Raw genomic sequence first — 20,956 nt, 5'->3', positions numbered from 1 at the left:
GCTTGATCACGCGGCAGGACAGGGGCGGAAAAAGGCGGGCGGGCAAACAAGTTCGGCGAAACAGCCAGATCTATTCGATAGCCAACCGATACATCTGGTGATGGAATGATTGCGGGCCTAAGACAGCCAAGAGACGTTCATCCAGATCGAATACCGGACCTGGCCGCGCAAAACTATTAGTGAACATCCGTCGCTGGAATACGACATGGGGAAGGGTGAATTTAGGTGATGGCCGATCAGTCGCCATCACCATGATGCTCGCGCAGGCTCCATAGCCGGTGCATGTCCAGCAGCAGCCGCGCGTTCGCTTCCAGCGCATCGATGCGTGCCTGCTCGGCGGTGCTGATTGCTTCCAGCGACTGGCGACGCGCCAGCAGCGTGTCGTTCAGCGGCGCCTCGCCCAGGCTGTACGCCTTGCCGACCAGGGCGGCATTGGCTTGCGCCTGGCTGGCGATCCCGGCGAATCGATCCGACAGGGCGTTGGCGGATTGCGCCTGCATTGCCACTTGCGCCGCATCGCTCTCCACCCTCACCTTTACCTCGCGCGCTTTCTGCGCCGCCGCTTCCGCCCGTGCCACGGCAGCGTCTGCGTTCGCGCTGCGCGCAGCGCCGGAGAAGGGCAGCGATACGATCACTCCGACTATATGCTCCTGGCGGTCGCGCTCCTGCGCATAACGCACACCGACCGTGGGATCGGAGGTGCGCTCGAGGACCGTGCGCTCCGCTGTCAGGCGGCTATGTGCCGCTTCCAGTTCCGCAAGCTCGATTTCATGATTGTGGGCGAGGATTTTTTCCTGCCATTCGGCTACGCTGCCAGGCAGCACGACCGGCGCAGGAAGCTCGGCCGGCAGCTGCGGGCTCAGTCCGGGATAGCGTTTGCGCAGTTCGGCGTCCGTGCGTGCCGCTCGGGCGGCGGCCTGGGCCTGGGCGACGACAGCGCGCTGCCATTCGGTCTCGGCGAGCATCTGCTCCAGCCGCGGCGCATCGCCCGCCTTCACGCGGCGTTGGACAATATCCAGCTGCTGCTCCAGCACGCGCGCATGGTCCTGCAAACGCTGTGCGCTGCGGGCTTCGCGCATCCATTCGAACCACGACTTGAGCAATCCACGGCCGGCTTCATGCCATGCATCGGCCAGGCGCGCCTGCGCCACGCTGATGCCGGCATCGCCCAGCGCAATGTCCTTGCCCTGCTTGCCGCCGATCCGGAACGGCCGTTCGACCGTGAGGTCATTCTCCAGGTAGCGCTGGCCGGCGTTGTCAGTGCGCCGCTGCGCGGATGCCCGTACCGTCCATTCATGGGTTCCGGCGGCAAGACGGCGGCTGTTTGCCTGTTCGGACTGGACGATGGCGCGCGCCGCTGCAAGCTGCGGCAGCGCAGAGAGCGCCTGGCGAACTACCGCCTCGGGCGGAACTGCCGGCGGTGATTCCCCGGCAAAAGCGGGAAGCACCAGCAAGGAAGCGAACCACGCCAGCAGCAGCGCGAGCAAGCCTGGGTGGCCAGCACCGGCCGTTTTGAACGTGGCGGTCATTTCGCCTCACCATACGCGGTGAGCGCAGTGGTCCACCAGACCGTGTGCGAACCGGGAAACGCGCTGGTGACCGCCGCGGTCAGCGCAGCGACGTGCTCGGTGCGTGTGACCAGCATCAGCATTGACCGGCGCGCCCTGCCGCGTACCTTTTCCATCGCGGTCACCAGCGGCACGTGTTCACCCAGCGCTTCCACATGGGCGATCGACACGTCATCCACCCGGCCCGGCTCGGCCAGCAACAGGTCGAGCGCCTCCAGCTCCAGCGCAGCGGGCAGGGCCAGCGTCAGCAGGCAGTCGGGGCGGGTGTCGTGCGCGTTGGTTTCCATCGCAGCTTCCTGGGTGCCTGGGGCCATCGTTTCGGCTGTCACTTTCGCAGTCATTTCTTCTCCCATCCGAATTGCTGGAACAGTGCGGGCAGCAGCACCAGCGTCAGCAATGTCGCGCTGATCAGGCCGCCGATGACGACGATCGCCAGCGGCCGCTGGATCTCGGATCCCGGCCCGGTAGCGAGCAGCAGCGGGACCAGGCCGAATGCAGCGATGGTGGCCGTCATCAGGACCGGCCGCAGGCGCCGGCGCGCGCCTTCGGTGACCACGTACAGGCGGTCGGCGCCGCGCGCCGCAAGCTGGTTGAAACAGGTCAGCATGACCAGGCCATTCAGTACCGCAATGCCCATCAAGGCGATAAATCCGACCGAGGCCGGCACCGACAGGTACTCGCCCGAAATGCCCAGCGCAAACACCCCGCCGACCAGCGCGAACGGAATGTTCATCAGCACCAGGGTCGCCTGCCGCAGCGAACCAAGCGTAGTGAACAACAGCAGGTAGATCAGCGCCAGCGCAACCGGCACCACCACCATCAGCCGGGCGGCAGCACGTTGCTGGTTTTCAAACTGTCCGCCCCAGGTGATGTGGTAACCGGCCGGCAGCGGCACCTGGCTCGCCACTTTTGCCCGCGCCTCGTCGACAAAGCCGACCAGGTCGCGGTTGCGGACGTTGGCCCGCACCACCGACATCCTCGATGCGTTCTCACGTTCCACCTTGACCGGCCCGTCCAGCATTTTCAGCTGCGCCACGGAAGACAGCATGATCGGTTCGCCATCCTCGCGCGGCAAGCGCAGCGAACGAAAGGACTCGGCGGTCAGCTGGCCGGCCTCGCCACGCACCAGCAGCGGCAGGCGCCGCCCCTGTTCGATCACCACGCCAGCGCGGCGCCCTTCCACCAGCATGCGCAAATCATTCTGGATCTGCTCGACAGTCATCCCCAGGCGGCCGGCCGCCTGCCGGTCGATTTCGACCTGCAGGTACTGCACGCCGGAATTGCGGGTGGTCAGTATTTCTTCGCTGCCGGGGATCGCCTTCAGGACCACCGCTATCTGCGCCGCCAGCTTGCCCAAGGTCGGCAGGTCGGGGCCGAAGATCTTGATCGCCAGGTCGCCGCGCACGCCGGACAACATTTCCGATGTGCGCATTTCGATCGGCTGGGTGAAGCTGAAATTCATTCCCGGGAATTCGCTGGTGACGGCGCGTACCGCATCGATCAGTTCTTCCTTGCTGGCGCTCTTCCATTGGTCGCGCGGCTTGAGCAGCAGGAAGGTGTCGGTTTCATTCAGGCCCATCGGATCCAGCCCCAGCTCGTCGGCGCCGGTGCGGGCGACGATGCCAGCCACATCCGGCACCGCGGCCAGGATGCGACGCTGGACCATCAGGTCGATTTCGGTGGAGCGCTGCAGGCTGATGGATGGCAGCTTTTCGATCTGCATGATCAGGTCGCCCTCGTCCATGGTCGGCATGAAGGATTTGCCGAGGTAGGGGAATACGGCCACGGCGGCAAGCAGGGCGACGCCGGCGGCGGCATAGACCCGGCGGCGCCGGCCCAGCACCCAGACCAGCAGCGTCACATAGCGCTGCTCCAGCCGGCCGACCCAGCGCGGCGCCGTGTGCGTGCCCTTGCCGAGGAAGAACGATGCCAGCACTGGTATCACCGTCAGCGACAGCAGCAGGGATGAAGACAGCGCGAACACGATGGTCAGCGCGACCGGCGAAAACATCTTGCCCTCCAGCCCTTCCAGCGTCATCAGCGGCACGAAAACAATGCCGATGATCAGCATGCCGGCAAACACGGGAACCGCGACTTCCTGTACCGAGCGGAAGATCAGGTTCAGGCGCGAGCGCACGCCGCGGCCACCCTGATGGCCCTGGTGCGCCTGGTGCGACTCTATGTTCTCGACCACCACCACTGCGGCGTCGACCAGCAGGCCGATGGCAATCGCCAGCCCGCCCAGCGACATCAGGTTGGCGCTCAGGCCAACGGAGCGCATGAGCACGAAGGTGAACAGCGCAGACAGCGGCAAAATGGCCGCCACCACCAGCGCCGCCCGCAGATTGCCGAGGAACAGGAACAACAGGATCATCACCAGCACGATCGCTTCCATCAGGCCGCGGCTCACGGTGCTGACTGCCCGCTCGACCAGGTTGCCGCGGTCGTAGAAGGTGCTGAGCGTGGTGCCCGAAGGCAAGGTCTTTTCGATTTCGGCCAGCCGGGCGCGGACGTTGTTCACCAGCAGTTGGGCATTGGCGCCGCGCAGCCCGAGCACCAGGCCCTCCACTGCCTCGGAGCGGCCATCGTGGGTGACATTGCCGTAACGGGTCAGCGCGCCGAAGCGCACCTGGGCGACATCGCCCACCCGGATCGCCACGCCGTTTCGCTCGGCCACCGCAATTGCCTTCACGTCGCCCAGCGTGCGTATGCTGCCGTCGGCCCGCACCAGCAGCGACTCTTCATTTTCATTCACGCGGCCGGCGCCGTCGTTGCGGTTGTTGAGTTCCAGCGCCGCCTGCAACTGGGCCAGCGACAGCCGGCGCGCTGCCAGCGCCGCCGGATCTGGCACCACCTCGAAACTGCGCACCAGACCGCCGAGCGCATTCACTTCGGCGACACCCGGTATCGAACGCAGCCGGGGACGGATGGTCCAGTCGAGCAGGGTGCGCTTTTCCGCCAGCGAGAGATTGCCTTCGATGGTGAACATCACCATCTCGCCCAACGGCGTGGTGATCGGGGCGAGGCCGCCCGTAGCGCCCGGCGGCAGGTCGGCCAGCACCGAATTCAGGCGCTCGGCCACCTGCTGCCGCGCCCAGTAGATGTCGGTGCCCTCGTCGAAATCGAGGGTGATGTCGGCCAGCGCGTACTTGGACTGCGACCGCAATATATGCTGGTGCGGTATGCCCAGCAGCTCCTGTTCGATCGGAACCGTGATGCGCGTTTCGACTTCTTCCGGTGTCATGCCGGGCGCTTTCATCACGATCTTTACCTGTGTCGAAGAGACGTCGGGGAAGGCGTCGATCGGCAGGCCCCTGAAAGCTTGCACGCCCGCGGCAATCATCATTGCGGCCAGGACCAGCACCAGCAGGCGTTGCGACAGTGCAAAGGCTACGAGGCGGTCGAGCATTATTTAGGCGCACCAGTGTCGGCCGCGGCGCCCAGCCCGGACCAGATTCCCTTGAGGACGGCAATTCCCTGCACCGCGACATTGGCCCCGGCCGGCAAGGCGCCGGCGGCCGCAGTGACCACGACCGATTCGCCGCTGCGCCCGCCGGCCGCGACTGCCACCGGCCGCACACCGCCTGGCTCGCGCACCAGCACGTAATCGCGGCCCTCATGCCGCAGCAGGGCGCTGGCCGGCACGCTGAAACCGCCGCCGCCCGTGGCAATGCCGGTGGAAGGGACGATAGAAACAGCCGCATCCACATGCTGGTTGGCGCGCAGGCATTTGTCTGCGCCGGGAATGCTTGCCCGCACCGGGACGGACTGGTTGGCGGGGTTCACCTGCAGGCTCTTCGCGGTCACCCGTCCGGCTTTTTCGCAGCCGGCCACCTGCACTGCGTCGCCGACGGCGATGCGGTCGGCCTGCTCGCGGCTGGCCTGTAAATCCAGCAGCAGTTCGCCGCCGCGCGCCAGTTTCAACAAGGGTGCGCCGGCGTCGACGCGCTGGCCAACAGTGACCGCCTGTTCAGTCACGGTGCCGGCATAGCGGGCGACCACAGTGATTTCCGGATCGAGCCCCTGTGCGCTCGAAAGCTTGCCGATGGCGGCATCGCCCATGCCGGCAAGGCGCAGCAATTGCCGCCGTTCCTGCGAGGCGGCTTGTGCCTGCGAGTGCGCGCTGCGGGTTTCCTCCAGCCGGCTGCGGGCGATGATGCCTTCGTCAAACAATGCCTGGTCACGCTTGAGCTTGTCGGCGGCCAGCGCCAACTGGGCCCGGCTTTGAACATATTCGCGCTGCCATTCGAGCACCTGGGGGCTGTGCAGCCGCACTACCGGGGTTCCCGCCGCCACCGGCTGCATGGTCTGCACCAGCACCGCCTGGACGACGCCGGCAGCGGGCGTGCTGACCAGTTCCAGGCCTTTGCCGGAAAAGACCACCGTGCCGGCAAGGCGCAGGCGTTCGGCGGCGCCCTGGGCCGGCTTGACCGGCTGGAACTTTATACCGGACTTGCCGATGCGATCGTCGTCGATACGGATGAATGGCGAGGGCTGGGCCAATGCCGGCTGGCAAAGCAGCGATGGGCCGGCTAGCGCCAGCAGGGAAAGCAGGAGGCGAACACGCATTTTTCTTGTCTTGTCAGGTTGACCCGCAGTTGGCCCTGCCATCAAAGTTTCGCAGCGGTCGAACTGCGATTGACCGTCAGCCGGCCAGTGCTTTTTCCAGCAGTTGGTGCAATTCGGCGAACTGCGGCTCGCCGACATAACGCTTGATGATCTGGCCGTTCTTGTCGATCACGTAAGTGGTCGGCGTGAGCTTGACGTCGCCGAAGGCTTTTGCGACAGCGCCAGTACTGTCCAGCGCGACCTTGAACGGCAGCTTGCGGGTCTGGGCGTAATTCAGCACGTAGTTGGGCGGATCGTAGCTCATCGCGACCGCGACGAATTCCAGTCCGCGGTCCTTGTACTTGTCATAGGTCCGCACCATGTCCGGCATTTCCTTGATGCAGGTAACGCAACTGGTGGCCCAGAAATTCACCATCACGACTTTGCCGCGCAGGCTGTCGGACGTGTACTGCTGGCCATCGATGCCGCTGAAGGTGACCTTGGGCGCGGTTTCCTTTTTCGAGAACGAGAGGTAACCGGTGACGGCCAACGCGAGCACCAGCACGACGGCAAGGATCCTGGTCAGGTTGGGGCGCCTGGTTGCGCCGGAAGGGGAAGCGGGAGCTTGCATGGCGGTATGCGGGGAGCCCGCAGTGGGTCGGTGATGACAGTGGCCATTATACCGCGTGACCCTGAGCGGTACGGTCAGGGCCTGATGTACGCAAAGCCTTCCTTCGCCTGCAGCCGCGCGATCTCTGCCACGCCCGATTTCACCAGTTTTGCCTCGCGCAGCAATCGTTCGTGGGGAACGTCGTGCGCGGCCAGCGTAAAGTTGCACACCCGAAATTCCACACCCTGCTGTGCCAGATCCGATACCTGCGCATCGAACGGCCGGCCATTGCGCTGGGTCGCGCCCTTCAGCAGGAACTGGATGCCGTCGGCCAGGGCAACCACGACGATCCGGGTGTCGGGCTCGGCACGCAGATGATTGCGGATGTTTGCCAGGCCCCGGCTTGCCTGGTCCACGCCATCCTGCATGTGATAGACGACCTTCACAGGCTCGGCGCGCACAGCCGCAGGCACAATCGCCGCACTTGCGGCAAGCAGGATTGCGGCGATAAGGGAAAAGATATGTCTCTGCATGTTGGTCGAGGCTCGTGGCAGGGTTGGATGCTTTGACCGGTGCGGGCGCAGGCCATGAGGGCGCGGTGAATGCTTTTCCCGCCACAGAAAGAGCGGCAATCGCCGAGCGACTTTATAACTCCCTCCCTTTCAAGGGGAGGGAGCGTTCGTTGCGTTCGCCCGTCTACGCTCTCGAAATCGAGATGCGGGTAATGGTCAGCAAAAGTCCCGAGGCCTAATTTAGCCTTCCCGCCACCGTCAGGGTTAACGATTTCCCGTTTGCGGCTGCGGACTGTTGGTCATTAGCCGCAATTCATCTTCGGTGATGTAGTCCAGGATCTTCACCACTTTCTGCACGCCGCCTACCGAACGCGTTATTTCACCAGCGCGGTCGCCTTCGCGCCGGGTGACACGCCCCATCAGATAAACCACGCCGCGCTCGGTGACAACCTTGAACGAGTTCGCAAACAATTCTTTCGAGTCGATGAACGAAGCTTTGACCTTGCCGGTGATCAGCGAATCGTTGGATCGCGCGGTCATGCTGGACGACGGTGCGACTATCAGTTCATTGACAATGGACTGCACGCCCTCGATGGCGGCTGCTTCGCGTTCGACTGCGGCCTTCATTGCTTCGTCGCGCACTTCGCCGGTCAGCAGGACCTTGCGATTGAAACTGTTGACGTTGACGTGGCCGGCGTCGCCGACCAGGCCGGAAATCCGCGCCTCGCCCTTGACGACGATCGTCTTGTCTTCCGTCTGTGCGCCGAGCGTGCGGCGGTCCGAAGCGGCCATGGTGCCGACAGCGGCAGTTGCCACCGCCATCTCGATGCATCCTTGCAGCGTGATGGCAACCGACCCGCACAATACCGCCAGGCCGATCGGCCGGCGCAAGCGATTCCACAATACTTGCCGCTTGTTGGCAACGACTTGTTCGTTCACTGGCTCGCTCAATTGCTCATTCAACTGCGCATTTAATCGCGAATTCAATCGATCACTCACTAGCATCTCCTCCGAATAAAGCGACATCAATGCCGTCGCAAAGGCAATGTATGGTCAACAGATGAACTTCCTGGATGCGCGCGGTACGGTCGTGCGGCACACAGATGTGCACATCAGCCTCGGTCAGCATGCCGGCGACAGCACCGCCGCCCTTGCCGGTGAGGGCCACCACCCGCATGTCCCGCTCCAGCGCCACTTCGATCGCTGCCAGCACGTTGGCCGAATTGCCGGAGGTGGAAATGGCAAGCAGGATGTCGCCGGGCTGGCCGAAGGCCTGCACCTGCTTGGAAAAAACGTCCCGGAAGCTGTAGTCGTTGCCGATCGCGGTCAGGATCGAACTGTCGGTGGAAAGCGCGATGCCGGCCAGCGGAAAACGTTCACGCTCGAAACGGCCGACCAGTTCGGCTGCGAAGTGCTGGGCATCGGCAGCAGAACCGCCATTGCCGCAGGCGAGCACCTTGTTCCCGTTGGATAAAGCGCCAAACATGAGGTCGACTGCTTCGGCAATCGGTCGCGCAAGCTGGGCGGCGGCGCGTTGCTTCAGTTCCGCGCTTTCACGGAAATGTCCCAGTATGAGTTGGTCAGTTGTCATGCGACGATTATAGTTGGTCGCGCCAGTATTGACCGCGGTGGTAACAGAATCGTTACAAGCTGATGACCCCGCGCAGCCAGTGCAGCGCCGTGCCCTCGATCGCAATCACGTCGAAGCGGCAGGGCGGCAGATGACGATAGCGTTGCAGGAAAAGTTGGGCGGCAAGCACCAGGCGCGCCTGCTTGCGGGCAGTGATGCTGCCGGCGGCGCCACCGTAGCTGGCGCTGGCGCGGGAGCGGACCTCGACAAACACCAGTTCGCTCCCGTGCTGCATGATCAGATCGATCTCGCCGCCGCGGCAGCGGAAATTGCGGGTGACCAGCCTCAGTCCCTGCTGCACCAGGTAACGCAGCGCGCGGTCCTCGGCCTCTCGTCCGCGCGCGCCTGGCGTGCCGCGTGGGCCTGGCGTACCTGACGGGACGCCATCCGCCGGCCCTCCCGGCTCGCGGCTCATGGACGCACCATGCTCACCGGCAGGCACCCGAGTACACTTGGCAGCCAATCGCATGAAATCCATCTGCCCATCGACCTCTCCACCAATGACATCAGAAGATACCAGCCTGTCGCCAGAAATTTCCGCGCTGCATGACGTGTCACAGCAAAGCTATCCGGCCGGCGCATTATATGTGGTCGCCACACCGGTCGGAAACGCCGGCGACATCAGCCTGCGCGCGCTGCATGTGCTGGCGCTGGCAGACGCGGTCGCCTGCGAAGATACCCGCAACACCAGGCAACTGCTGAACCGCTACGGGATTTCGACACCGTTGATTGCGGCCCACCAGCACAATGAGCGCGAGGCGGCGCAGGCGCTGGTTGCTCGGCTGCAGGCAGGCGAACGAATCGCACTGGTCTCGGATGCCGGCACCCCGGCAGTGTCGGACCCCGGCGCGCGCATCGTGGATACGGTCATCGAAGCCGGCCTGCGCGTGATTCCGTTACCGGGCGCCAGCGCCGCGATCGCAGCACTGTCGGCCGCCGGCCTGGTGGCGGACCAGTTCCATTTCGCCGGATTCCTGCCCGCGCGCGCGGCCCAGCGCGATTCCGCCCTGCGCAAACTGGCCGCGCTGCCGGCCACACTGGTGTTCTATGAAGCGCCGCATCGCATTGTCGAAACAATCGACGCCCTGTGCGCCGCATTGGGAGGGGAGCGCAAGGTGGTGCTGGGCCGCGAACTGACCAAGCAGTTCGAACAGATCCACCGTTGCGCGCTGAAGGACGCCGCGGCATGGCTGCAACAGGACAGCAACCACCAGCGCGGCGAATTCGTGGTGCTGGTGGAAGGCGCGCCGGAACAAGACCAGGACCGGGCCGAAACCGACCGCATCCTGGCGATCCTGCTGTCGGAGTGTCCGGTGAAACAGGCGGCATCGCTGGCTGCGCGCATTACCGGGCTGAAGAAGAATGCGCTGTATGAGCGCGCGCTGGAGCTGAAGGCCGGCGCCGGTGCCGAGGACTAGCAGTCCCTGCCTGCTAACGCTGGACGATGATGGCGCTGATGCTGCTTGCCGCGCGCAAGGTCTGCGCGGCGGCTTCGGCCTCGGCGCGGCTGGCGTAGGGACCGCCGAACAGCCGGTACAAGCCATTCGATTGCGCCACGTCCAGCGCCGGCCAGGCACTGGCGCCGCTACCCGACAAGCGCTGTCTCGCCTGTTCCGCATTTGCCTGTCGCGAGAACGCACCCAACTGAAGATAGAAGGAACCGGCTGCCGCCAGCACACCCGGCTGCCCGGAAGTCGCATCGGTCGCGGCCGGAACGTTGGCAGCTGCTGCAGGGGTGGCAGGGGCCGTGGCCGGGCGATCGTCCGGCTGCGTGCCAAAGGAAGTCATTGCCACCTCCGGCGCCACCACGGCCGCCAATTCCACTGTCGCTGCAGTCTTCGCCTCCAGCTGGCTGCTGTTGATCCGGGCAATCTCGTCCGGCAGCAGGCGCTCGACCTCGATCTCTCCGCTGCCGCGTCCCAGATAGCCCAGCTTGAGCGCGGCGGTGTAGGACAGGTCGATCACGCGGCCGGAATGGAATGGTCCGCGATCATTGATCCTGACGATCACCTGGCGGCCGCTGGCCACGTGCGTCACCCGGGCATACGAGGGAATCGGCAAGGTTGGATGGGCCGCGGTCATCTTGAACATGTCGTAGGGTTCGCCCGACGATGTTTTCTGGCCGTGGAATTTCTTGCCATACCAGCTGGCGATACCGCGCTGGCGCAACGGACGCTGGTCAGTGATCGGGGTGTAAGTCTTGCCGAACACGGTATAGGGCCGGTTGGCACGGGGGATGATGGCTTCGACTCGCGGTTGTGCGTCGGGCGTTTGTGCCAGTCCTTCCGGAATCACATCGGCGGGGCCGTCGTCCATGTAATAACCACCGCGCCCGGATCCCGCTGGCGGCAGCACCGGCACTGCGGCAGCGCCGGTACGGGCGCTGGCCTGAGGTGCAGTCGTGGCCGCATCCTGCACCGGCGCGGGTGGCATCAAGGTACATCCGTTGAGCAGCAGCGCACCGGCAGTAACAGCCAACCAGCCGCTGCGATTGGCAATGGACTGCAAGGAATTCATCATCAGTCGCATGGCCGCTCCCTTCCTGGTCTGATGGTCTGTTTGTTTGTCAGGTCTGCACCAGCTTGCGGTGCCTGTGTATGCTCATCAGGATGCCAGCGCCCAGCCCCAGCGTCACCAGGGCGGTGCCGCCGTAGCTCATGAACGGCAGCGGCACGCCAACCACCGGAAGAATACCACTGACCATGCCCATGTTGACAAAGGCATAGGTGAAGAAGATGAGGGTGATGGCCCCGGCCAGCAGCCGCGAGAACAGCGTCGGCGCGTTGGCCGCAATCAGCAGGCCGCGGCCAATCAACAGGATGTAGAGCACCAGCAGGCTTACATTGCCGATCAGCCCGAATTCCTCGGAATACACCGCGAAGATGAAGTCGGTCGTGCGTTCGGGTATGAATTCGAGATGGGACTGGGTACCCTGCAGCCAGCCTTTGCCGGTGATTCCGCCGGCGCCAATCGCAATGGTCGACTGGATGATATGGAAACCCTTGCCGAGCGGGTCGGTGGTGGGATCGATCAGCGTCATTACCCGGGCGCGCTGGTAATCGTGCAGGAAGTGCCAGGCCATCGGCAGGCTGGCCAGGAACGTGACGCCCAGGCCGACCAGGACTTTCCACGGCAGTCCTGCGAAGAAGATTACGTAAAAACCGGCAGCGGCGACCAGCAGTGAGGTCCCGAGGTCGGGCTGCCTCGCGATCAGGGCCACAGGCGCCAGCAGCAGCAGCGCAGCCAGCAGGAAATCGCGCCAGGTGATGCTGCCTTCGCGCTTCTGGAAAAACCAGGACAGCATCAGGGGCATCGCAATTTTCATGATTTCCGACGGCTGGATCACGATGCCGAGGTGCAGCCAGCGACGCGCGCCTTTCTTGACCAGGCCGAACATGGCCACCGCGATCAGCAGGGCCACGCCTATCGTGTAGATCGGCAGCGCGAAACGCATCAGGGTCTGGGGTGGCACCAGCGCGGCGAACCAGAGCACGACGAAAGCGACCAGGACGTTGCGCAAATGGTCCTCCACACGGCCGGGGAAATCGATGCCGGCCGAATAGATGGTCAGGGTGCCGGCGCCGAGGATCAGGAAAATTATCAGCGACAGCGAGCCGTCGAACACGGTGAAATACGGCTTGATCAATTGCAGCAGTGAGCGTTTTTCCATGGCTAGTCGCGCCTTGCAGAACGTGGAGCGGCAGCAGGGCTAACCGGCTGGACTGTCGACTGCACCGTCGGCTGGACTGTCGGCTGCACCGTCGGCCGTACCACGCCGGCGGGCGCAGCAACTTGTTGCGCGCCGCCCTTGGCGGGCGCCGCATCTTTTTGTCCCGGCTTCTTGCCCAGCAGGTAATAGTCCATGGCCTGGCGGGCGATCGGGGCCGCAGCGGTCGCGCCGAAACCGCCGTTCTCGACGATCAGCGCCAGCGCAATGCGCGGCTGGTCGGCCGGCGCAAAGGCCATGTACAGCGCATGGTCGCGATGCTGTTCCGCGATGCGCTTGGCGTCATATTTCTCGTTCTTCTTGATGGCGATCACCTGCGCCGTGCCGGTCTTGCCAGCAGATTCATAGCCGGCATTGGCGAAGGCCCGGGTCGAGGTCCCCTCCTTGGTCACACCGACCAGCGCATTCTTGACGATGTCGATGTTTTCCTGCTTGAGGGGAATGCGGTAGCTTTCCTTGGGAACTGTCACAACGCGATTCTTGGTGACCGGGTCTTCCACCATCTTGACCAGGTGCGGCTTCATCACGACGCCGTTGTTGGCCAGGATGGACGTGGCATGCGCCAGTTGCAGCGGCGTAAAGGAGTTATAGCCCTGGCCGATGCCAAGCGAAATGGTTTCGCCTGCATACCATTTCTTCTGTTCCGGGCGGCGATAGGCGTTGCGCTTCCAGTCGGTCGAAGGCAGCAGCCCGGACCGCTCGTGCTCGAGGTCGATGCCGGTCTTCTGGCCAAAGCCGAACGGCTTCATGAAATCATGGATCGCGTCCACGCCCATATCATTGGCGAGCAGATAGTAGTAGGTGTCGCAGGAATGCACGATGGACTTGTACATGTCGACCATGCCATGGCCGCCTTCCTTGTCATCGCGGAAGCGGTGGTTGCCGAAGTTGAAGTAGCCGGGATCGCGGATCGACTGCTCGGGCGTGCGCTTGCCGAGCTCCAGCGCCGCCAGCGCCATGAACGGCTTGTAGGTCGAGCCCGGCGGGTAGCTTCCCGACAGGGGCCGGTTCACCATCGGTTTGTCAGGCGAAGTGTTGAGTTCGTCCCAGCTCTGCTGGTCGATTCCCTCGACGAACAGATTGGGGTCGAAGCTGGGCATCGAGACATAGGCCAGGATGTCGCCGGTGGATGGTTCGATGGCGATCAGCGCGCCGCGCCGGTCGCCGAATGCCTGCTCGACCACTTTCTGCAATTCGATATCGATCGACAGGATCAGGTTCTTGCCCGGCGTGGCGTGGGTGCGCGCCAGCGTGCGCACCGCGCGGCCACCGGCGGAGACTTCCACCTCCTCGTAGCCGGTGGTGCCATGCAGCTGCTTTTCATAGCTTTTTTCCAGGCCTTCCTTGCCGATATGGCTGGTGCCGGCGTAGTTGGTGGCGTCGTCCCACTCCTCGATCGCACTGGCCTCGGCCTGGTTGATCCGGCCGATAAAGCCGATCACATGCGAGGCGACGCTGCCCAACGGATACTGCCTGAACAGCCGCGCCTGGATTTCAATGCCGGGAAAGCGGTAGCGCTGTGCGGTGAAACGCGCCACTTCCTCGTCGGTCAGCCGGGTGCGGATAGGCACGCTCTCGAAGTTCTTGGCTTCATCCAGCAGGCGGCGAAAGCGCTTGCGGTCCCGCGGCTGGATATCGACCAGCTTTGCCAGTTCTTCGATGGCGGTCTCGAGATCCATTTTCAGCTTGGACGGCGTGATCTCGAGCGTGTACGCCGAAAAGTTGCGGGCCAGGACCACCCCGTTGCGATCCAGGATCAGCCCGCGGTTCGGAACCACCGGGACCACGGCAATGCGGTTGTCCTCGGCTTGGGCGGCATAGTCGCCATGCTTGTAAGCCTGCAGCCACAAAAAGCGCGCCAGCAGCAGGCCGAAACAGATGAACACGAACACGCCCGCCGCCGATAGCCGCATCCGGAAGTCGTGCAATTCCTTTTCTGTGTTCTTGAATTCGGTCATGCGTATTCAAACATTCGGCTGGCTCAGATTGGCCGGGTTTCGTCGCGGTTTATCGCACGGCGCTGCGGCGCCAGGAACAGCCAGGAAACGAGCGGCCAGATGAGGGCAGCCGTCACGCTCGATGCATAAAAGGACCAACCCGGCAGCTTGCCGCTGACCATCGACTGGATCGTCAGTTCCACCGTCTGCATCACTGCCAGCAGGGGTAGCACATGCAAGGCCTGGGTCAGCACGCTGAACCACAGCACGCGACGATGGATCATGATCGCAAAGTAAGACAGCAGGGTGTAGGCCAGCGCATGCTGTCCGAGCAGCGACGCATTGTGCACATCCATCAGCAGGCCCATGGAGAAAGCGATGCCGATGCCGACCTTGCGCGGCTGGTTGATGCTCCAGAAAATAAGCACCAGCGCGAGGAAATCCGGAACGCCGGGCATCCCTCCCCAAGGCAGCAGGTTGAGCATGAAGGCAACGATCACCGTCAGCGCAATGAAAAGCGGGCTGACGGGCAGCAGGATGTAGTGCGGTCGGTCCATCATCTGGCATCCCCTGTTTTCAGTGCGGGCGCAGTCGGTGCGGCGGCATCCGTGCCCGGCGCAGCCAGGCGTTTCTTTCCAGGCCGGCCCTTTTCTTTCGGCTCTTCCGGCTCCGGCCGCGGGGGCAGCCTGGCCTCGGACAGCAGCACCAGCAACTGCCGGTTGCGGTCAACACCGGCCGATGGCTGGCAGACGATGCGTGCGAAGGCGTCGGAGGACTGGCTTTCCACATTTGCCACGCTAGCCACCACCAGGCCTGGCGGATAAACGCCGTCGATTCCTGACGTGACCAGCATATCGCCCTTGCGGATGTCGGCGCTGGTCGGCATGAAGCGCAGGTCGAGCATGTTGGACTGGCCGCGGCCGTAAGCCACGCTGCGCACGCCGCTACGGGCCACCTGGACCGGAATCGCCTGTCCCTTGTCAGTCAGCAGGGTGACTTCCGAAGTCAGCGGGAATACACGGGTGACCTGGCCGACCACGCCCACATCGTCGATCACGGGCTGGCCCGCCTTCAGGCCATGCTGCAGCCCGCGGTCCAGCACGATCTTGCGGGTGAAGGGATCGCGGGTGTCGTACAGGATTTCCGCCATCACAGACTTCACCGGCACCCGCTCGGCCGCTGCCAGCAGCTGCCGCAGGTGAGCGTTCTCGGCAACCAGTTGCTGCCCCTGCTGCAGCTTCTGCGCATTGGACACATGCAGACGCCGCAGCGTGTCGTTTTCACGCTGTATCGAGGATAGCGTGTAGAAGTAATTGCCGACCGCATAAGCGGCGTCGCGCGGCGCTAGCGCCACCATCTGCAACGGATAGAGCGCAACGTTGACTACCTGGCGAATGGCGCCGAGCGCGCGCACCCGCGAATCGATTGCCAGCAGGGCGAGAGCAATCAGTGCGAACACGATCACCTTCAGCCGCGCGGACGCGCCTTGCTTGAACAGTGGCGGAGGGCTGTATTCCATTGAGCGTGTGCGAGATTACGAGCGGCGCTGCAAATGAATGGTTGAATGAAATGACATGTGCGCCGGTCCAAAAAAAACATCCCGGCCATGTGGCTTGCACACGCCGGGATGCCTGTCCGGGCAGGCAGGCTTATTCGTACGAGAAGATCGAGCCCAGCTTATCCATTTTCTCGAGCGCCATGCCGGAGCCGCGCACCACGCAAGTCAGCGGATCTTCTGCAACGATCACGGGCAGTCCGGTCTCTTCCATCAGCAGCCGGTCCAGGTCGCGCAACAGCGCGCCGCCGCCGGTCAGCATCATGCCTTTTTCGGCGATGTCGGCGCCGAGTTCGGGCGGCGTCTGCTCCAGCGCGTTCTTGACTGCGGAAACGATGTTATTGAGCGGATCGGTCAGCGCTTCCAGGATTTCGTTACTGGAAATCGTGAACGAGCGCGGAATCCCTTCCGACAGGTTGCGTCCCTTGACTTCCATTTCCTTGACTTCGGAACCGGGGAAAGCCGAGCCGATCGCCTTCTTGATTGCTTCCGCAGTCTGTTCGCCGATCAGCATGCCGTAGTTGCGGCGGATGTAGTTGACGATGGCTTCGTCGAACTTGTCGCCGCCGACCCGTACCGAGCCCTTGTACACCATCCCGCCCAGCGAAATGATGCCGACTTCGGTCGTGCCGCCGCCGATATCGACCACCATCGAACCGGTCGCCTCGGACACCGGCAGGCCGGCGCCGATCGCGGCCGCCATCGGCTCTTCGATCAGGAACACCTGCGACGCACCGGCGCCCAGTGCCGATTCGCGGATCGCGCGACGCTCGACCTGGGTCGAACCGCAAGGCACACAGATGATGATGCGCGGCGAGGGTTTGAAAAACTTGGTGTCATGCACCATGCGGATGAACTGCTTGAGCATCTGCTCGGTGACGGTGAAGTCGGCGATCACGCCATCCTTCATCGGGCGGATTGCTTCGATGTTGCCGGGCACCTTGCCCAGCATCTGCTTGGCTTCCTTGCCAACTGCCTGTATGGTCTTCTTGCCATTGGGGCCGCCTTGCTGGCGGATGGCGACGACCGACGGCTCGTCCAGCACGATGCCGCTGCCGCGAACATAGATCAGCGTATTTGCCGTGCCGAGGTCGATTGCGAGGTCGTTAGAAAAATAACTGCGTAAAAATCCAAACATGGGTTTGTCCTGATCGCGCGCTCGTGGGCGCTTATCGTGTGATGTGGGTGGGAACGCTGCAGGTCGCGCCTTGGGTGGCACGGTCAATAGAGCGCCATTCTACCTTATAATTCTGCCGAATCCTGACGAAGGAAATCGCAATAAAGGGCGCATATCGGACGCTTTTTCCAAGTATTTAACGTCGATTCGACAACTTTTTGCATTTTTAAAAATTCTTGCCAACCGCTTTCGCACAGCGCACCGTCAACATGTCCCTCGCACTCTCCGATGTCAAACGCCTGGCCGTACTGGCGCAACTCGAACTCAGCGATGAAGCCGCCACCGCCACCCTCGCCAAGCTGAACGATATCTTCGGCCTGGTTGAACAGATGAAGGCCGTGGACACCACCGGCGTGGCGCCGCTGGCGCAGCCGATCACTGCTTACGATGCCGGCTTTTCGCTTCGGCTGCGCGAGGACGTGGTAACCGAAACCGACCGCCGCGAGGACTACCAGAAGCCGGCGCCCGCGACCCAGGACGGACTGTACCTGGTGCCGAAGGTCATCGAATAAGCGACCTGACAACCCGACAGCCCCGGCCAGTCCGCCTCTTGCCGCACCAACTTCTTCAACGAGTCTCATGCACAACAAAACCATCAAGGAGCTGTCCGCCCTGCTGCAGGGCCGGCAACTCTCGGCCACCGAACTGGCCCGGCACTATCTGTCGCGCATAAAAGACAGTGGTCTCAACGCCTGGCTTCACGTCGACGAAGAACTGACGCTGCAACAGGCAGCCGAAGCCGACCGCCGTCTCGCAGCCAACGATGTCACGCCGCTGACCGGCATACCGATTGGCCACAAGGACATTTTCGTCACCCGTGGCTGGCGCTCCACGGCTGGCTCGAAAATGCTGGCCAACTATGTGAGCCCGTTTGACGCTACCGTAGTGAAACAGTTCCTGCAGGCAGGTACTGTCACGCTTGGCAAATTGAACTGTGACGAATTTGCCATGGGCTCGTCGAACGAGAACTCCTGGTTCGGCCCGGTGAAAAATCCGTGGGATGAAGGCGCGGTGCCCGGCGGTTCGTCGGGCGGCTCGGCGGCGGCAATCGCGGCCCGACTGACGCCGGCGGCAACGGCCACCGACACCGGCGGCTCGATCCGCCAGCCGGCGTCGCTGTGCGGCGTGACCGGCATCAAGCCGACCTATGGCCGCGTCTCGCGCTTTGGCATGATCGCCTTCGCCTCCTCGCTTGACCAGGGCGGCCCGATGGCGCGCACGGCCGAAGACTGCGCATTGCTGCTGAACGCGATGACCGGCTTCGACCCGAACGACTCGACCAGTGTCGATCGTCCCACCGAGGACTACACCCGCGACCTGGGGCAAGGGCTCCAGGGTTTGCGTATTGGCGTGCCACGCGAATATTTCGGTCCCGGGCTGGCGCCTGACGTCGAAGCCGCGGTGCGTGCCGCGCTGAAGGAATACGAGAGCATGGGCGCCACGCTGGTCGATATCTCGTTGCCAAAGACCGAGCTGTCGATTCCTGTCTACTACGTGATCGCTCCGGCGGAAGCCTCGTCCAACCTGAGCCGTTTCGACGGCGTGCGTTACGGTCACCGCGCCAAGGACTATACGGATCTGGCCGACATGTACCGCAAGACCCGTTCGGAAGGGTTCGGCGAAGAGGTCAAGCGCCGCATCCTGGTCGGAGCCTACGTGCTGTCGCATGGTTATTACGACGCCTACTACCTGCAGGCGCAGAAGATAAGGCGCCTGATTGCACAGGACTTCAAGGACGCGTTCGGGAAATGCGACGTGATCATGGGTCCGGTCTCGCCCACCGTTGCCTGGGACTTGGGCGCGAAGGCAGACGATCCGGTCGCCAACTACCTGGGCGACATTTTCACGCTGTCCACCAGCCTGGCCGGCCTGCCCGGCATGTCCATTCCTTGCGGTTTCGGCCAGGGCGAAAAGAATTCCCGCCGCCCGGTCGGCCTGCAGCTGATCGGCAATTATTTCAGCGAAGCGCGCCTGCTCAACATCGCGCATCAATATCAGCAGCGCACCGACTGGCATCTGCGCCGGCCGGCGGGCGTCGAGGAGAAACAGGCATGAAGTGGGAAGTCGTCATCGGGCTGGAAACGCATGCCCAGCTCACCACCGCATCGAAAATATTCAGCGGCGCGTCGACCCGTTTCGGCGCCGAGCCCAACACCCAGGCATCCCCGGTCGACCTGGCCTTGCCTGGCGTGCTGCCGGTCATGAACAAGGGCGCGGTAGAAAGGGCGATCAGGTTCGGGCTGGCGATCGGCGCCACCATCGCGCCGCAGTCGATCTTCGCGCGCAAGAATTACTTCTACCCCGACCTGCCCAAGGGTTACCAGATCAGCCAGTTCGAGATCCCGGTGGTCCAGGGCGGCACGCTCAGCTTCGTGCTGGAGGAAGGCGGCGAGTCCCGCATGAAGACCGTGCAACTCACACGCGCGCACCTGGAAGAAGATGCCGGCAAGTCGCTGCATGAGGACTACCACGGCATGACCGGCATCGACCTCAATCGCGCCGGCACGCCGCTGCTGGAAATCGTGACCGAACCCGACATGCGCAGCGCAGCCGAGGCCGTGGCCTATGCCAAGGCACTGCATACGCTGGTCATGTGGCTCGGCATCTGCGACGGCAACATGCAGGAAGGTTCTTTCCGCTGCGACGCCAACGTCTCGGTGCGTCCGCTCGGGCAAGAAGCCTACGGCACCCGCTGCGAAATAAAGAACCTGAATTCGTTCCGTTTCCTGGAAGAGGCCATCAATTACGAAGTGCGCCGGCAGATCGAGTTGATCGAGGACGGCGGCACGGTGCGCCAGGAAACCCGCCTGTACGACCCGGACCGGAAAGAGACGCGCTCGATGCGCAGCAAGGAAGACTCGCAAGATTACCGCTACTTCCCCGATCCCGACCTGCCGCCGCTGGTGATTGGCGAGGACTGGATCGCGCGGGTGAAAGCCACCATGCCCGAATTGCCGGGCGCGATGCGCGAGCGTTTCGTGCACGACTACGCGCTCACCGACTATGACGCTGCAGTGCTGACGCAGTCGAAGGCGATGGCGGCGTACTACGAAGCCGTGGTCGCCAGCGCCGGCCGCGAGCAGGCAAAGAGCGCGGCCAACTGGATGATGGGTGACGTCTCGTCCACCCTGAACCGGGAAGGCGTCGACATCGCCGGCTCGCCGGTGAAAGCCGGACAGCTTGCGCTGCTGCTCAAGCGCATTGCCGACGGCACCATCTCCAACAAGATCGCCAAGGAAGTATTTGGCGCGATGTGGGAAGCGGGTTCGGATTCAGAAGCGCTGGCCGACGAAATCATTGAAGCCCGGGGCCTGAAACAGATTTCCGACAGCGGCGCGCTGGAAAAGATCGTCGACGACGTGCTGGCGGCGAATGCGAAATCGGTAGAAGAATTCCGCAGCGGCAAGGAGAAAGCGTTCAACGCGCTGATCGGCCAGGCGATGAAGGCGACCAAGGGCAAGGCGAATCCGGCGCAATTGACGGAGTTGTTGAAGAAGAAGCTGGGGTGAGGGCGGCTGGATCGAGAGCTTGAAGGTCTCGATCCGGCAGCAAACACCTGAGGTCGATTCCGCTCTTTCAAGGGCTGATCATTGCCCGCATCGTGATTGACAGCGTAGACCGGCGCCCCCCATGAACGCTCCCTCCCTTTCAAGGGGAGGAGCCATAAAGTCGATCGGCCATTGCCGCTCTTC

Annotated in this window: 19 protein-coding genes; 4 read left to right on the top strand and 15 right to left on the bottom strand. The window is 63.4% G+C overall.

All coding sequences use genetic code 11. The features are described 5' to 3' along the window. Positions 1-236 precede the first annotated feature (236 nt). The 9 genes from FVE66_RS13285 to FVE66_RS13245 all read right to left on the bottom strand — a co-directional run bounded on the left by FVE66_RS13285 (position 237) and on the right by FVE66_RS13245 (position 9,283). Positions 237-1,529, bottom strand: a complete 1,293-nt coding sequence (locus tag FVE66_RS13285; protein ID WP_151447934.1) for a TolC family protein — start codon at positions 1,527-1,529, stop codon at positions 237-239. Continuing rightward, entirely contained in the window at positions 1,526-1,855 is a 330-nt protein-coding gene (locus FVE66_RS13280) for a DUF3240 family protein (protein ID WP_206668764.1), read from the bottom strand. The genes FVE66_RS13285 and FVE66_RS13280 overlap by 4 nt, the downstream gene beginning before the upstream one ends. Positions 1,856-1,905: 50 nt before the next feature. Beyond that, complete coding sequence (locus FVE66_RS13275) at positions 1,906-4,977, bottom strand: efflux RND transporter permease subunit (RefSeq protein ID WP_151447932.1); 3,072 nt, start codon at positions 4,975-4,977, stop codon at positions 1,906-1,908. Next, entirely contained in the window at positions 4,977-6,137 is a 1,161-nt protein-coding gene (locus FVE66_RS13270) for an efflux RND transporter periplasmic adaptor subunit (RefSeq protein WP_161993275.1), read from the bottom strand. The genes FVE66_RS13275 and FVE66_RS13270 overlap by 1 nt, the downstream gene beginning before the upstream one ends. Positions 6,138-6,213: 76 nt before the next feature. After that, entirely contained in the window at positions 6,214-6,747 is a 534-nt protein-coding gene (locus FVE66_RS13265; protein ID WP_151447930.1) for a TlpA disulfide reductase family protein, read from the bottom strand. A 74-nt stretch (positions 6,748-6,821) separates the two neighbouring features. Continuing rightward, positions 6,822-7,259, bottom strand: a complete 438-nt coding sequence (locus tag FVE66_RS13260) for a DsrE family protein (protein ID WP_151447929.1) — start codon at positions 7,257-7,259, stop codon at positions 6,822-6,824. Positions 7,260-7,502: 243 nt separating this feature from the next. Then, positions 7,503-8,177 carry a BON domain-containing protein gene (locus tag FVE66_RS13255; RefSeq protein WP_241673207.1) on the bottom strand — a complete coding sequence of 225 codons (675 nt, stop codon included), beginning with the start codon at positions 8,175-8,177 and terminating at the stop codon, positions 7,503-7,505. A 52-nt stretch (positions 8,178-8,229) separates the two neighbouring features. After that, on the bottom strand, positions 8,230-8,829 hold the full coding sequence (locus FVE66_RS13250; RefSeq protein WP_151447927.1) for a phosphoheptose isomerase: 600 nt from the start codon (positions 8,827-8,829) through the stop codon (positions 8,230-8,232). Positions 8,830-8,881: 52 nt separating this feature from the next. Further along, positions 8,882-9,283 carry a YraN family protein gene (locus tag FVE66_RS13245; RefSeq protein WP_151447926.1) on the bottom strand — a complete coding sequence of 134 codons (402 nt, stop codon included), beginning with the start codon at positions 9,281-9,283 and terminating at the stop codon, positions 8,882-8,884. Positions 9,284-9,368: 85 nt separating this feature from the next. Here FVE66_RS13245 and rsmI point away from each other — a divergent pair, with 85 nt between their 5' ends. After that, positions 9,369-10,286 carry a 16S rRNA (cytidine(1402)-2'-O)-methyltransferase gene (gene rsmI / locus FVE66_RS13240; RefSeq protein ID WP_151447925.1) on the top strand — a complete coding sequence of 306 codons (918 nt, stop codon included), beginning with the start codon at positions 9,369-9,371 and terminating at the stop codon, positions 10,284-10,286. 13 nt (positions 10,287-10,299) lie between these two features. Here rsmI and FVE66_RS13235 read toward each other — a convergent pair whose 3' ends face one another. From FVE66_RS13235 to FVE66_RS13210, 6 genes are all read right to left on the bottom strand, one after another. Next, positions 10,300-11,397 (bottom strand): septal ring lytic transglycosylase RlpA family protein, encoded by a 1,098-nt coding sequence (locus FVE66_RS13235; protein ID WP_241673206.1) that lies wholly within the window; start codon positions 11,395-11,397, stop codon positions 10,300-10,302. A 37-nt stretch (positions 11,398-11,434) separates the two neighbouring features. Beyond that, positions 11,435-12,538, bottom strand: a complete 1,104-nt coding sequence (rodA, locus tag FVE66_RS13230) for a rod shape-determining protein RodA (protein WP_151447924.1) — start codon at positions 12,536-12,538, stop codon at positions 11,435-11,437. Between the two features lie 2 nt (positions 12,539-12,540). Further along, positions 12,541-14,553 carry a penicillin-binding protein 2 gene (gene mrdA / locus FVE66_RS13225; protein ID WP_151447923.1) on the bottom strand — a complete coding sequence of 671 codons (2,013 nt, stop codon included), beginning with the start codon at positions 14,551-14,553 and terminating at the stop codon, positions 12,541-12,543. 23 nt (positions 14,554-14,576) lie between these two features. After that, positions 14,577-15,089: a rod shape-determining protein MreD gene (gene mreD / locus FVE66_RS13220; RefSeq protein WP_151448156.1), complete on the bottom strand. Its 513-nt coding sequence runs from the start codon at positions 15,087-15,089 to the stop codon at positions 14,577-14,579. Then, positions 15,089-16,051, bottom strand: coding sequence for a rod shape-determining protein MreC (gene mreC, locus FVE66_RS13215; protein WP_151447922.1), 963 nt, complete (start codon positions 16,049-16,051; stop codon positions 15,089-15,091). Before mreC ends, mreD begins: the two co-directional genes overlap by 1 nt. Positions 16,052-16,181: 130 nt before the next feature. Further along, a complete protein-coding gene (locus FVE66_RS13210) occupies positions 16,182-17,225 on the bottom strand; it encodes a rod shape-determining protein (RefSeq protein WP_151447921.1) in 1,044 nt (347 codons plus the stop codon). A 248-nt stretch (positions 17,226-17,473) separates the two neighbouring features. Here FVE66_RS13210 and gatC point away from each other — a divergent pair, with 248 nt between their 5' ends. The 3 genes from gatC (at position 17,474) to gatB (ending at position 20,773) form a co-directional block, all read left to right on the top strand. Then, positions 17,474-17,776: an Asp-tRNA(Asn)/Glu-tRNA(Gln) amidotransferase subunit GatC gene (gatC, locus tag FVE66_RS13205; RefSeq protein ID WP_151447920.1), complete on the top strand. Its 303-nt coding sequence runs from the start codon at positions 17,474-17,476 to the stop codon at positions 17,774-17,776. Between the two features lie 67 nt (positions 17,777-17,843). Continuing rightward, complete coding sequence (gene gatA / locus FVE66_RS13200) at positions 17,844-19,319, top strand: Asp-tRNA(Asn)/Glu-tRNA(Gln) amidotransferase subunit GatA (protein WP_151447919.1); 1,476 nt, start codon at positions 17,844-17,846, stop codon at positions 19,317-19,319. Then, positions 19,316-20,773: an Asp-tRNA(Asn)/Glu-tRNA(Gln) amidotransferase subunit GatB gene (gatB, locus tag FVE66_RS13195; RefSeq protein ID WP_151447918.1), complete on the top strand. Its 1,458-nt coding sequence runs from the start codon at positions 19,316-19,318 to the stop codon at positions 20,771-20,773. Before gatA ends, gatB begins: the two co-directional genes overlap by 4 nt. The last annotated feature ends 183 nt before the right edge of the window (positions 20,774-20,956 follow it).

Source organism: Lacisediminimonas profundi, assembly GCF_008831265.1.
GTDB lineage: Bacteria > Pseudomonadota > Gammaproteobacteria > Burkholderiales > Burkholderiaceae_D > Lacisediminimonas > Lacisediminimonas profundi.
The sequence above is the reverse complement of the archived record's forward strand: the minus strand, read 5'-3'. Positions and strand labels throughout refer to the sequence as shown.